We start from the raw sequence: 13869 nt of genomic DNA on the forward strand, positions 1-13869 counted from the left end.
GCCCGGAATCTAAATTTTATTAAGCAAATTAAATTGTTATGACTCAAGAAACTCAATCTGCCACTCCTCAAGACGAGAACCATATTATTGCAGAACGGCGCGCTAAGCTGACCGAGTTGCGTAAAAGCTGTAATGCTTTTCCTAATGATTTTCATCGCGATAACCTGGCGTCAGAATTGCACCACCACTATAACGCGCATAGCAAAGAGGCGCTGGAGGCAGATCCGATTGTGGTTAAGGTAGCGGGACGTATGATGTTCAAGCGCGTCATGGGCAAGGCAAGTTTTGCTACTATTCAAGACATGAGTGGACGAATCCAGCTTTATGTCTCTAATGATCATACAGGTCAAACTGTGCATGAAGCGTTCAAGCATTACGATTTGGGTGATATTTTGGGGGCTGAGGGTGTTTTGTTCAAAACCAAAACAGGCGAATTATCTGTACGCGTCACTTATTTGCAGTTACTGACTAAATCGTTACGCCCACTGCCGGAGAAATTTCATGGTCTGGCTGATCAAGAGCAGAAATACCGCCAACGTTATCTCGATTTAATTACCAATGAAGAGACACGTCGGGTTTTCTCAATACGCTCCAAAGTGATCCAGGCTATTCGAGAGTTTCTGGTGGAGAGGCATTATCTCGAAGTAGAAACACCCATGATGCATACCATTCCAGGGGGTGCGGCTGCGCGACCTTTCATAACTCACCATAACGCACTGGATATGGCGCTCTATTTGCGAATTGCACCTGAATTATACCTGAAGCGCCTGGTAATCGGTGGCATAGAGAAAGTTTTTGAGATTAATAGGAATTTCAGGAATGAGGGAATTTCTACCCGACACAACCCTGAGTTCACCATGTTGGAGTTTTATGAAGCTTACCGGGATTATGTCTACCTGATGGATTTAACCGAGTCCATGTTGCGGGAAGTTGCGATGAAGGTGCTGGGAACAACTCGAGTTACCTACCAGGAGCGTGAGATCGATTTATCTCAACCATTTGCCAGAATAACCATCACTCAGGCGATACAAAAGCATTACCCGGAATATACAATTGCTCAGCTTAATGATCGCAATTTTCTGATTGGTCGAATGGAGGAATTGAATATTGCGTATAATCCTAAAGATGGGGTAGGTGGATTGCAGCTTTCCCTCTTTGATGAAACCACAGAACATCTATTATTCGAACCGACTTTTATCATTGATTATCCCGCAGAGGTATCACCCTTGGCGCGCCGAAATGATCATAGCCCAGAAATTACGGATCGTTTCGAGCTTTATATTGCCGGACGTGAAATTGCAAATGGTTTTTCAGAATTGAATGACCCGGAAGATCAAGCAGCGCGTTTTCTAGAGCAGGCCAAAGCTAAAGAAGCGGGCGATGTAGAGGCCATGCATTATGATGCTGATTACATTCGTGCGCTGGAATATGGTTTACCCCCAACTGCAGGAGAGGGGATTGGTATTGATAGATTGATCATGTTGCTGACCAATAGCCCCAGTATTCGTGATGTTATCTTGTTTCCCCAATTGCGACGGGAAGACTGAGAGGTTGTGAAAACGTAGTTTCGCCAAAAAATCGTAGCGAACACTCCAAGCGCAAGGCGGATGGAACGCAGCGACAAGAAAACGAACGGAGTGAGTTTCGATAAAATGAAGTTTTAGCGAAACTACGTTTTAGCGTAGCTACATATCAAATAGATAGGCGAGAAGCGAGAAGCGATTTCTTCCAGGTAACTTAGAATGGAATCATTATTTCAAAGGTAATTCCATTTTCATGACGTCCGGTTTTTCCTCTTTGCGAGCTGAAATATAAGCGTGATCCATCTGGGCTAAAAGCTGGCCCTGTTATTTCAGAGCGGTCATGACCGACAAGTTGTAGCAAGGGTTTGATTGTTTCACCTGATAAAATCACGATCTGCATATCTCCGCCATCCTCTGCGACCAGCAGCTCGCCTGCGGCATTGGCAGTAATATTGTCAACCCCGCTCAGTACGGGTGAAGCATAGTGTGCGGCGTCGTAAATGATATCAAGGTTGTTATCAAGGGTATCATAAGCCCATACCCGATTATCGCCTTTGGTAGTGAAGTAAACGATTCCCTGGTGATACCAGATCCCTTCACCGCCATTAAAATGACTGCTTTGTTTTATTTGCTTGCGTGTGGCAATTTTTGTCGCCTCAGGGTCAGGCAGGCGATGCCAGCATACTGTTTTCTGACGATCACCCAGTATTTCCGCTACTTCCAGAAAACCATCTTCCAGATCAGGGTGGCCAGCTGCGTTGAGTAAATTGGGGGTATAACGATAGAGACAGCCATCAGGCTCATCTTCGGTGAGGTAAAGCTGTTTATTTTTTGTGTCGACGGCCACGGCTTCATGGTTGAAGCGTCCGAGAGCTCTTCTGACTTGTGCCGGTTTTTCCCCAAAAGGATCACATTCCCAAACTAGACCGTGTTCAATTTCTTCGCAAGACAGCCATGTTTGCCAGGGCGTAGCTCCACCGGCGCAATTGCGGTTGGTATTTTCCAGAATAGAATAGGCGTTGATCAACTTCCCATTTTGATCAAAGTGAAGCGCGCCTACTCCGCCAGCGTTATTTTTCATTTCGCTATTGGAGACATAAATCCAGCCACCCTCATCGGTAGCAAAGGTGGCGCCCCCATCGGGTGCAGCGTGCCAGGAATAACCAAACAAATTTTGCCCTGAATAGGTAACGATGCGAGAGGAATAGCCTTGGGGTAGGCGAACCCCATTCTGGTCAGGTGCTTGCAGGGGACCAATTGATGCAAGGTTTGGCATGACTGCTTTGCTAGTGCTGACAACCAGCAAGTTGTGCACTAGCAGGGTAGTTAACCCGACACCGCCATATCGAAGCAATTTGCGGCGCTGAAAATCGACATGACTATTTCTCATAAAAAATTATCGGCTAATTTGTTTCAAAAACAGTGATAGGCGATTGACACTGCTGCATCAGTTGTACAAACGGAATAAGTGGATCAGGGTTCTTGATTAATCGATCGAGTAGCTGCCTTTTGGCAATACCGGTAACGACAAGAGCAATATGACAGCTGCTGGCCAGTGCCGGCAGTGTCAGGCTGATGCGCAGACTCGGTGCGAGCGGTGGTTCAACTGCCTGACATAAATAGGGAGTATCTTGATCGAGAATCATTCCAGGAAACAAGGAGGCAATATGTCCATCTTGTCCCAATCCTAATACTGTTAGATTAAACGGTCGGGGGAGTTGGCAGAGTCGTTCATGAACCGTAGTCAGTGCCTCGGATGAATGAGCATGCGAGGTCTTCAATCCGATGAAGTGGGCTTTCTCTGCTTGGTCTTTTAAAAAATAGTTGCGCACCAGCCGTTCATTGGAGGCGTCTGCTTGAGTTTCTACCCAACGTTCATCGCTTAACGTAATATAGACACGTTCCCATGGCAAGGCCTGGCGAGCTAGTGCAGGCAGGTAGTCACGTGGCGTTTGCCCACCTGGTACAACCAAGCTTACTTTATTGTTTTGCATGAGCGCATTGCGCAGAATCAAGGTAGCAAAATCAGTAAAAGCAGCAACCAGCTCATGCATGCTGTTATGGAAGCGACGTTCAATCATATTGTGAGCGAGCACAAATCAGGAACAATCTTGACATGCCCGGGAAAAGGATTCTCATCACCTGGGCGGACCCGGCCCAGGAATGCAGTTCCGTTCAAAGTGGCGCCCTGATAGTCAGCCATGGCATCACCAATCATCAGAACTCGCTCGGGAATGAGCGCATAGGTAGTCAATATATTAGCAATCAAGGTCTGTTTGGATAGCGGAGAGCCCCGCACTTCAGTAAAGTAAGATGACAGACCACGTCGTTCAACAATCGTTTTGAGTTCATTTTCCGGTGTGCCAGAAGCGACAAAGAGGGGAATCGTTGTAGCTGCCTTTTGAATCAATGCTTCAGCACCTGGCACAGCTTGGCTCGCGATAACAGCTTCAATCACAAGTTCGGAAAAACGTTGATCAAGTAATTGTTCTTCTTCCATTGTCAAGAATGGTTTACCCAACAAATGCTGCTGAAAATAACGGAACTTGTGGTAACGGGACATCCCGCCGTTTTGTCGGTGATAGCGAACGACTTCTGTGACCACATGCTCGCCATGGGAGCGATATAGTTCAGCAAAAGCCTGAGTTTTGATATCGCCGGATTCAGCGATTACGCCATCAAAATCGAAGATAATGGCTTGCCAGTTTTTCATGCTCATCTTCAGGCTTTATTGTCAGAGGTGGAAGGTGTAGCGTCATCATCTTCATCAGCATGATGGATGTACTGGTGAATTTCCCTAAGGCAATCGAGTAACCCTTGCCCCAGATCAACGTGTTCATTGAGTACCAGTTTACGTCCGATGCGAGGCTGAAATGCATAAGGAGTGATCTCGTAATGGTGCACAACGTTAGCCTCCTCAAAATGCAATTCAACTGGCCATGGCATGATTTCAGAGATCATGGTCATTACGTCGCGGATGCGCAGTTTTTCTTGACCTGTCAAGATCAAGTGGCGATTGGCAAACTCTGGAGCGAGCACTTGCACACTCATCCGGGCAGCATCTTCGACATGGATGTATTCGCGCATGGCGTTTCCACTGCCGTGATAGGTGATAGTATGTTTTTGAACGGCTTCATGCAGCATCCGATAAATTCCATTACGCAGATCGGCACGTCGACCATATAATGAGCCATAGCGCAAAATGGTATATTCCAATCCATAACGTTCATGATAAGTTTCGGTGAAGCGTTCAGCTGCCTGTTTGCTGGCGCGATAAAATGAGCCAGATTCAGAATACACATACACGCTGCTGGCAAAGATGAAACGGCGTGCGCCAACTAATCGTGCTGCTTCTAGTACATGCATGTTCCCAAGAACATTAATGGTAGCAGTAGCCAGCGGTTTATCATGCGCTTCATCGATATCGGCAATGGCAGCAAAATTGTAGACGACAGAAGCGCCTTTTGCCGCTTCGATCGCTTGCTCGATATCCATTATGTCGCCAACGATCATTTCCTGATCGGGTTTTTGGTAAGGGGAGGATGAACGATCAAATAGGCGAACCCGATAGCCTGCTTCCGATAGCGCATCTGCAACATGGCTACCTAAAAAGCCACTAGCACCAAACACGACAGCAATTTCATCAGATGCTAATTTATTTTCCATCAATTAACCCTATGTTGACTAAGCCACGCAATAAATTGTCCGCTGCTTCCAATTCCATGCGATGGCGTGATTCTTTGGCAAGTGAGCCAATGTGTGATGTTACCGTGATATTGTCGCATTGGAGTAGAGGACCTTGATATGGTTCCTGTTCGAATACATCGAGTGCAGCTCCACCTAAATGTCCCGAAACCAACGCTTGATACAGGGCGGTTTCATCAACTAATCCTCCCCGTGCTGCATTGATAACGATAGCGCCTGCTTTCATGCGTTTGAACGCAGCAGCATCTAATAGATGATGGGTAGCGATGCTATAGGGTAGATGGAGGCTAATGATATCTGCCTCTGCCAAGAGTTGTTCCAATGGCATAAGCGTTACACCAGCGGGCGCTTGCGGTAGATAAGGATCATGCGCGATTACGGTCGCTTCAAAAGCTTGACACAACCGTGCGACACGCCGGCCAATATGCCCCAGGCCGATAATGCCAACTGATTGAGCAGCGAGCAAATGTCCTTGCATGCGTGGCCATTCGCCAGCGCGCAACATACGGTCAGTCTGGTTTATTTGTCTGAGTATGGTGAGTATCAGCCCCAGTGTCAGTTCGGCGACTGCCTGGGCTGGCGCTTCAGGAGTATTAGAAACAGCTATGTCATGCTGTTTGGCAGCAGCTAAATCAACGCTATCAAGGCCGGTTCCGCAACGCGAGATAACCTTGAGGCAGTTAGCAGAGGCAAAAACACGTTCAGTGAGGGGTTCAATACCTGCTAACAAGCCCACCGTGTCATTATCCAATAGTGCAATAATTTCTTCTTCAGTTAACTTGCGGCGATGAGGATTAGTGATAATAGTTATTCCAGCTTTGAGCAAATGCTGGATGTACGGGTTGTTGTCAATATCGAATGAAGAAGTGGAAATAACGACTTTACTCATAGCTGGGATCTTATGGTTTGCATGTGATTGCGGCAGAGCGTATCAAGAATGCGGATATCGAGGCTGTAGCCAAGAAAATTAAAGCCTGCGTTAATACGTTGCTGTAACACATTCGGCTCAGGCTCAATGACATGAATGCCTCCTGGTTTGCGCAGGCGATGTCCAGCATCCAATATCTGCTTGATGGCATCTTGCACTTGTGGATGATCAAGCTCGCCTGGTCGCCCCATTGATCCAGATAAATCATAAGGACCAATGATATAAGCATCTATACCTGGAACTGAAAGAATCGAATCAATGTTATAAACAGCGTCTACATGTTCGATCATGACGATGATCACTGCATTATTTTTCAACCACTGCCGATATTCATGAAAACGAGCACCATAACCTTGTGCACGTGCTAATCCTACCCCTCGTTTTCCTTCCGGAGGATAATACACGGATTCTACTGCTGCTTGAGCATCTGCGGCAGATTTGATCATAGGCACCATAATGCCCGCTGCACCTGCATCCATGACGCGCTTAATCTGATCCGGATGATTGGAGGTGAGTCTGACAATTGCTGGGCAACGCTGACCATCGAGCACCTGTATAATTGTCTGCACTTCGCTTAATTCCAGCACGCTATGCTCCATATCCAGTACTAACCAGTCAAAGCCAGCTGAAGCCATGATTTCGGCAATGGCGGGATGTCCAAGCGTAATCCATGAACCAATAGTCAATTCGGAGCGTGCAAGCTTTGCTTTCAATTGCATGAAAAGTCCTTAAAAATCGTTAATAGCTGCTAAGCAATGGATCTGATTCCATCAGCTTGGCGACACGTGCTAGATCGGCTTCAGTATCGACGGCTTGGCTGTTGAATTCAGTTTCTACCATCTTGACTCGGATGTTGTGTTCCAGTAGACGCAGCATATCAATTGATTCAAGCTGCTCCAGTGGCGTAGTGGGTAATTGAGCATATTCAAGAAGGGTGGCGCGTCTAAAAGGAATGATACAAACCTGCTTATAGGCAGAAGTTGAGGCAAAACCTGATTTGGTCAATGTAGGAATAGGCTGGCGCGACATATAGAGTGCATCACCTCGTTGATTCATAACGACCTTAATAGTATTGACGTCATAGAAATCAGCTTCGTTTTCAATGCGCCGAACAAGGTTGACACAGCCCAGTTGTGGATCTGCACGAAACGGGGCGACCGCAGTGTCGATCATGTGAGGGTGGGTCATGGGTTCATCACCCTGGACCATCACAATGAGTTCTGCATCCATGCCAGCGACAGCTTCTGCGACACGATCACTCGCACGCTCATGCTTATCTGAAGTCATGATGGCAGGTGCACCAAAAGCTTCTGCCGCTTGACGAATTTCTTCATCACAGGTAGCAATATAGGTAGCATCAAGTGCGTTACTTAAAGCAACGCGTTTATAAACATGCTCTAGCATGGTGCGCCCAAGCAATTTAGCAAGGGGCTTGCCTGGGAAGCGTGATGATCCCATTCGTGCGGGGATAATTGCAATTGTTTTCATGATAAGTTAATGGTTGGTAATGATTTATTTATCGGGATTAATAGGCTGAAGCGGCCAAGTTTAAGCTATAAGAAGACTATTTCATTTATCGCGAAAGAATTTATTGAGGATGGTCAAACGTCTTGAAAAATAAAGTAGCTTGGCTGCTTTTTTGATAAATAAGGAACTGGACGTGTAAAATTGCTCATATGGATTTTACGCATAATTTCTACTGCCTGATTTTCAGAATATTTATTATTTCTGATCTGACTCATAAAAATTGTAGACATATTATTTTTCTTAAACGCTTGTAATCATAACATAGGTATGAAAGCTCTCTTTTTTCTTCGTCATTATAACGACATTGATCATATTACTCCCATCATCTCCAAGTGGATCGATGCGGGTCATACTTGTGATGTGATTTTGATTGGCGCTAAGCGATTCCGTAATGATTTTCGTATTTCTTTTTTAAGTAAACTCGCAGGAGTTAGGGTCGCGCATATCCGCGAATTATTCCCATCTTTTCAATTTCTCAAGTGGCGATTGCAGATGTTATTGTTGACGGGCAACTTACGTCGCTTGTTTATCGGACCTTTCATCCGCTTGTTAGCAGATATTTACGATGCTAAGCGACGTGCACCATTATGGCGAGCTACTGCAGAGCACATACTGTCGCGTAGTTTTGAACATTCCGACAAGGGTGTGGTTGCTTTTGACTGGATTGAAAGAAACTCTGTGATTGCTGTGGAATGGGTTGAGACTGTTGTTGTCATGGCGCGAGAAAAGGGGTTGGGTACGGTTTCATTGCCACACGGTGATAGTCCGCATGCCAACCAGCTTATTCGTCGAGGAGAGTGGCGTGTTGGCCCTGATTCTTTATTCTCAGCTGCGCAGATCTTCGATAAGCTGGTAGTTCCAAATGAACTTTGCGCTAAGCGCTTCCGACCTTTTTTGAAAGAACGCTCGATCGCCATATTGGGTTCACCTCGCTATAGTGAAGAGTGGTTAACCAAATTGGCAAAACTGATGCCCCTTTCGCCCTTAACTTGCTTGGATGGTCGCCTCAAGATAGTCATGTTTCTGAGAAAGGCGAACTTTACGACGTTCTGGGAAGAAGTGAATGAGGTCGTACACATGATTGCTGCGTTTCCCGAGGTAGAGCTTGCCATCAAACCTCACACGCGCAGTGGATGGAAACAGTCTTTGACCAAGGACAGAACCCTGAAGCAATTACCGAATGTAACCATAGCAGGCGATGAGGTGCATTCCATTCATTTAATGAACTGGGCGGATATTTGTATTGATTTGGCTACTTCAGTGGTCTTTGAAGCTGTCAGAGTTAAGAAACCGGTATTGGCTGCGGATTATCTTCATGCAGGTCGATCTGCCATCGCCGTTTACATGCCCGAGACTGAATTACGTTGCCGTGATGATGTGTATGAAAAAATAAATAAATTTCTTTCTCAGGGCTGTCATGATTTCTACATTGAAAAACATCGTCAACATTTTCTGCGAGAAATGCTCGATGTATCAGGACCAGAGGTATTGCCTCGTTATGTAGCATTGCTTGAGGCAGTTGCGGAGCGCGACTGAAGTTATTAGCAAGATTTTATTTTGATGAGGTAAATGAGTTTATGCGATCCTTATGGACTGCAATAAAATATGTCTTTTCGATTAATTTTCTGAAAAACTTGGCAGTAACTGCTTATTGGGTTAAAGGCGGCTATACCAATATAAATGTCAGAGGGTTATCTATTCTGATCTCTATAGATCACTGGCGGATTCTTAAACGAGCAAAGACTTATACGATTAAAGAACCGGATACCTTGGATTGGATTGATAGTTTTGATCCAGGGTCATGCTATTTCGACATCGGTGCCAATATAGGTCAGTATTCGCTTTATCCGGCCAAGAAATATGGTCGTGAAGTTGAGATATATGCATTCGAACCCCAGAGCAATAATTACTACGCGCTCAACAAAAATATTTTTTATAACAATCTTAAAGATTACATCAGTGCTTATTGTATTGCTGTATCAGGCAAGAGTGAATTCTCCAAATTGTATGTGCCTAAATTTATTCCAGGTGGAAATCGTTCCCAATTTGGAGAAGAATCGCTGGATACCATGAAAGTACCTACTTCACATATTCAAGGTATGTTCGGTGTAACTTTGGATGATTTATGTAGCAAGTGGGGCTTTCCTTATCCAAACTATATGAAAATTGACGTCGATGGGATAGAAATTTCTATCCTTAAGGCGGCAGAGAAAGTATTAAGTCACCCCAATCTTAAATCAGTGATTATTGAACTTGGCACGCCTGCAGAACAACAAGAGGCAATTACAATCATGAAGCAGGCAGGGCTTGAGTTGAAACAAAAATCGACTAAAAATTGGGGTGAAACCTGTTTTATATTTGAGAAAAATAAAATTTCTTAAATCTCTTCTTGAAGTTTCTATTAACTTGATTTTCGTTCATGAAAGCCCTTTTTTTCCTTCGCCATTATAACGATATTGATCACATGACGCCGGTTATTGCTAAATGGGTGGAACGAGGCCATGTTTGCGATATTGTCATGATTGGTAAGAAGCGATTTGATGGAGATTATCGTATCGAATTTCTAAAAAAATTAGCAGGTGTACGGATTGCTCATCTGCGTGATTTATTGTCATTGGTGGAATTCACGAAATGGCGTTTGCAAACGTTACTGCTCGTTAGAAGTTCGTATAGATCTTTTTTTGGCCCGCTGGTCAAGGTATTGGCTAGGCTTTATCACGCTAAGCGACGCAAAGCGACTTGGTTGCGCACTACTCGATATTTACTGGAAAGAAGCTTTTCCGACGGTAGAAAGGGGGTAGTTGTATTTGATTGGATCGAGAGAAATTCAGAAATTTGTGTCGAATGGGTAGAGATTCTGGTGGGTATAGCTCGGAGCCAAGGGCTTGGAACGATTTCGCTTCCGCACGGCGACAGTCCTCATGCAAGTCAATTGATACGACGTGGTGAATGGCAGCTGAAGCCAGATACGTCATTTTCAGCCGCAGGAATATTTGATAAAGTTGTTGTGCCGAATGAGTTGTGTGCCAAGCGTTTCCGCCCTTTTCTAGATAATCAGAAGCTCATCGTGTTAGGTTCACCTCGATACTGCGAAGAATGGTTAGCTAAACTGGAAACGCTTATGCCTTCATCACCGTTAAAGCGCTCTGATAGCCAACTCAAAGTTGTAATCTTTCTAAGAAAAGCCAATTTCACAACTTTCTGGGAAGAAATGGGTGAAGTAGTGCAAATGATTGCAGCATTTCCTGGTGTGGAATTGGCGATTAAGCCTCATACGCGCGGTGGCTGGAAACAATCCTTAACTAAGGATGCTGCTCTGCGACGTCTGACAAATGTAACCATGATAGGAGATGACATTCATTCCGTCCATTTGTTGCAATGGGCTGATGTCATCATTGATCTAGCTACTTCAGTTGCGTATGAAGCAATTAGAGCAGGTAAGCCTGTCTTGGCTGCTGATTATTTGCATGCAGGGCGTTCTGCTGCAGCGGTGTATATGCCGGAAACTGAACTGTATTGCCGCGATGATGTGTATAAAAAAATCAATGAATTTCTTACAAATGGCTATCAGTCTCATTATGTCGAATCACATCGGCAACGATTCATAAAAGAGATGTTAGATGTACCGGGTACTGATGTTTTGCCTCATTATGTGGCGTTGTTGGAATCCCTGGTTGAGGGAAAATAGCTTATTTAGGTTTTATTGATCAAACTCGTTTCTCGTTTCGCATCTTCAATTTCTTTAAGAAAACAGATTTTCAAGGCATCAGAGCCTTTCCTTTTTAAAAAGTAATTTATTAATGACTGACATTTCAAATGCGTGAAAATCGAATCAGTCTATTTTGCCCGGGAGAGGGAATACGTGTGAGCGGTTGGCGTGACATGTTTGCAAAATGTGCGCTAGCCTTCTTTTGTATAGCTTTGTGGCAGAAGGGGTCACTTTCTTATGCTTTCTTTCTTTTAGCATTTGCATGGATAATTGATGGAGGTTTCCAGAAATTCAGCAGACTGATTGAGGAGCCTTTAGTCTTGGGCATACTGGTATTTTGTGGCGTATTAGTTTTGGGATTGCTTTGGGGTGACTATTCAGATACTGGTCAGAATAAATGGAAAAAATATTTTATTCTTCTGACATTTATTCCTTTTCTTTCCTTGCTAAATAAAGAGCGATTACCTTGGGTGATTGCTGCTTTCTTGATCGGCTATTTATGTGTGTTATTGACGGGTGGCTATCAGTGGATAGTTTCAGGGGAAAGTGGAATACCCTTTTTCGAGATCTCATACCTTGCTTTTTCAGCCATGTTAGGAATTGGAATCATTTTGATGGCTTTCTTAGGTAGTATCTGCCAAGTAAGGAAAATAACATTATTATGTTGGTTTATTGCATTTGTACTACTTTTTTTACAATTTCATCAGAGCGCAAGGGGATTGCTGCTAGCTACGGTACTTGCTTTATTACTTTTAATTTTTCTACGCTATAGATCTCAAGGTAAGATATTTCTTGGTATTTTAGCTTTGTTTATGACTGTGATTCTCTTGATTGCGATGAGCAGTAATGTTTTCCAGGAAAGATTAAAGCTCATAGAAAGAGATCTGAGTTCAGTCTTGCAAGGCAACTATATGACTAGCTTAGGTTATCGTCTCGCAATATGGGATGTTGGTGTGCATGGGGTTGCAGAGCGACCTTTGTTGGGGTATGGAACAGGTATGCCGGAAATATATTTTGAAGAGACCATACAAACCTACAAAAATGGTATATATAAAAATCTACCAGAATTCCAAAAAACTTCGCATTACCATAATGACTGGATTGAGATCGGTATGCATTTGGGAGGACTTGGTATTTTTGCACTCGGTTTTCTACTGTGGAGCTGGTTTCAAACATTAAAGATCCACCAGCTGAGTTTGCTAGGGGTCATATTAATTTGCTATGTATTTCTAGCAGGATTGACAGATACATTTCTACTTTACAACAGGATACCAATCATCCTGCTAGTCGTCACGGCAATAGTGATTTGCTGGCAAAAACCAATAGAGCCAAAACGCACAATCAGCTAAAAATATAAAAAATTTATAGTGATCTAATTTTAGTTTAAATTTAGGTTTTTATGTTTAAGGAAGAGTGGATAATGGCAAAAATACAGTCTCCAACAATGGAAAACCCAAATGTTTTGCTTCCAGTAAATCCTGCAATTGAGAAATATATGCGCAGCCTAGTGAAACAAACTGATCATCCAGTATTGATTGAAATGGAAGCCTTGGCAAAGCAGAAAAATTTTCCGATTGTCGATCGTTTGGTAGGTGTTTCCTTGGAAGTGCTGGCAAAAATGATTAACGCCAAGCGTGTGTTTGAGTTTGGCAGTGGTTATGGTTATTCTGCTTACTGGTTTGCAAGAGCAGTTGGTCCCGAAGGGGAAGTGGTATGTACTGATGGTAATGCTGCTAACAAAATGAAAGCAGAGCAATATTTATCCTCAGCTGGTTTATGGGATAGGATAGATTTTCATGTTGGTTATGCCCAGGAAATATTTTCGCAAACAGAGGGTATGTTCGATATTTGCTACAACGATGTCGATAAAGGCGAGTATCCTAACGTCTGGCAAATGGCAAAAAACCGAATCCGGCCGGGTGGTCTATACATCGCAGATAATGTACTTTGGCATGGACAAGTTGCAATGGAAAATTTTACTGACATTGTTTCGAACTGGACAGAAGCAATACTCACGCATAATCAGCTGATTTTCAATGATCCTGAGTTTGATGCTTTTATCAATCCAACGCGTGATGGTGTTATCGTGGCAAGGCGAAAAATGGCATAATAAAAAGTGTGAATAAAAAGATCAGAGTGAAGTGATTTGAGTTCTTTTTATGTTTATTAATCAACTTATTTAAATTATTCAGAGAGGAATATTTATGGAAATTCATGTTTACGATACCTATGTAAAGGCTAGAGATGGGCATATCATGCATTTTGATGTATTTACTTCTGTCAAGGATGAGAAGAAAGCAGTTGAATATGCTAAACAATGGCTAACTTCGATTGGGGAAGGGGAAGCAGTTGTTACTAGCAAGGAATGTAGATTCTGTCATAGTCAGGGTGCACCTGATGATGTTGTTGAGGCAATCAACAAAGATGGTTATTTCATATATAAGATGGAAGGCTGTAAATAGTAATGGCTGGACGAA

Annotated in this window: 14 protein-coding genes; 7 read left to right on the forward strand and 7 right to left on the reverse strand. The window is 43.7% G+C overall.

The window, feature by feature from the left end; translation table 11 throughout:
- The first annotated feature begins 38 nt into the window (after positions 1-38).
- Complete coding sequence (gene lysS, locus R2Q26_RS03650; protein ID WP_317535018.1) at positions 39-1547, forward strand: lysine--tRNA ligase; 1509 nt, start codon at positions 39-41, stop codon at positions 1545-1547.
- 190 nt (positions 1548-1737) lie between these two features.
- Here the strand turns inward: lysS and R2Q26_RS03655 are convergent, their stop codons facing one another.
- Genes R2Q26_RS03655 through R2Q26_RS03685 form a run of 7 tightly spaced genes read right to left on the reverse strand, consistent with a single transcriptional unit; the run spans position 1738 to position 7644 of the window.
- Positions 1738-2913: an alkaline phosphatase PhoX gene (locus tag R2Q26_RS03655; protein WP_317535019.1), complete on the reverse strand. Its 1176-nt coding sequence runs from the start codon at positions 2911-2913 to the stop codon at positions 1738-1740.
- A gap of 13 nt (positions 2914-2926) precedes the next feature.
- On the reverse strand, positions 2927-3619 hold the full coding sequence (gene pgl, locus R2Q26_RS03660; protein ID WP_317535020.1) for a 6-phosphogluconolactonase: 693 nt from the start codon (positions 3617-3619) through the stop codon (positions 2927-2929).
- Complete coding sequence (locus R2Q26_RS03665) at positions 3601-4236, reverse strand: HAD family hydrolase (protein WP_317535021.1); 636 nt, start codon at positions 4234-4236, stop codon at positions 3601-3603. Before R2Q26_RS03665 ends, pgl begins: the two co-directional genes overlap by 19 nt.
- An 8-nt stretch (positions 4237-4244) precedes the next feature.
- Positions 4245-5189 (reverse strand): NAD-dependent epimerase/dehydratase family protein, encoded by a 945-nt coding sequence (locus tag R2Q26_RS03670; RefSeq protein WP_090568954.1) that lies wholly within the window; start codon positions 5187-5189, stop codon positions 4245-4247.
- The gene (locus tag R2Q26_RS03675) at positions 5179-6117 is read right to left on the reverse strand and encodes a phosphoglycerate dehydrogenase (protein WP_317535022.1); all 939 of its coding nucleotides are present in this window, start codon (positions 6115-6117) and stop codon (positions 5179-5181) included. The genes R2Q26_RS03670 and R2Q26_RS03675 overlap by 11 nt, the downstream gene beginning before the upstream one ends.
- Entirely contained in the window at positions 6114-6875 is a 762-nt protein-coding gene (locus R2Q26_RS03680) for an HpcH/HpaI aldolase family protein (RefSeq protein WP_317535023.1), read from the reverse strand. Before R2Q26_RS03680 ends, R2Q26_RS03675 begins: the two co-directional genes overlap by 4 nt.
- A 19-nt stretch (positions 6876-6894) precedes the next feature.
- On the reverse strand, positions 6895-7644 hold the full coding sequence (locus R2Q26_RS03685; protein ID WP_317535024.1) for a 3-deoxy-manno-octulosonate cytidylyltransferase: 750 nt from the start codon (positions 7642-7644) through the stop codon (positions 6895-6897).
- A gap of 306 nt (positions 7645-7950) precedes the next feature.
- Here R2Q26_RS03685 and R2Q26_RS03690 point away from each other — a divergent pair, with 306 nt between their 5' ends.
- The 6 genes from R2Q26_RS03690 (at position 7951) to R2Q26_RS03715 (ending at position 13854) form a co-directional block, all read left to right on the forward strand.
- Complete coding sequence (locus R2Q26_RS03690) at positions 7951-9219, forward strand: hypothetical protein (protein WP_317535025.1); 1269 nt, start codon at positions 7951-7953, stop codon at positions 9217-9219.
- Positions 9220-9317: 98 nt separating this feature from the next.
- Complete coding sequence (locus R2Q26_RS03695) at positions 9318-10064, forward strand: FkbM family methyltransferase (protein WP_317535026.1); 747 nt, start codon at positions 9318-9320, stop codon at positions 10062-10064.
- Between the two features lie 38 nt (positions 10065-10102).
- Positions 10103-11371 carry a hypothetical protein gene (locus R2Q26_RS03700; RefSeq protein WP_317535027.1) on the forward strand — a complete coding sequence of 423 codons (1269 nt, stop codon included), beginning with the start codon at positions 10103-10105 and terminating at the stop codon, positions 11369-11371.
- A 128-nt stretch (positions 11372-11499) separates the two neighbouring features.
- Positions 11500-12741, forward strand: a complete 1242-nt coding sequence (locus R2Q26_RS03705) for an O-antigen ligase family protein (protein ID WP_317535028.1) — start codon at positions 11500-11502, stop codon at positions 12739-12741.
- 71 nt (positions 12742-12812) lie between these two features.
- Positions 12813-13502 (forward strand): O-methyltransferase, encoded by a 690-nt coding sequence (locus R2Q26_RS03710; RefSeq protein WP_090568979.1) that lies wholly within the window; start codon positions 12813-12815, stop codon positions 13500-13502.
- Positions 13503-13596: 94 nt separating this feature from the next.
- Positions 13597-13854, forward strand: coding sequence for a DUF2024 family protein (locus tag R2Q26_RS03715; protein ID WP_317535029.1), 258 nt, complete (start codon positions 13597-13599; stop codon positions 13852-13854).
- Positions 13855-13869: the final 15 nt, after the last annotated feature.

Source organism: Nitrosomonas sp. Is37 (genome assembly GCF_033063275.1).
Classification (GTDB): Bacteria; Pseudomonadota; Gammaproteobacteria; order Burkholderiales; family Nitrosomonadaceae; genus Nitrosomonas.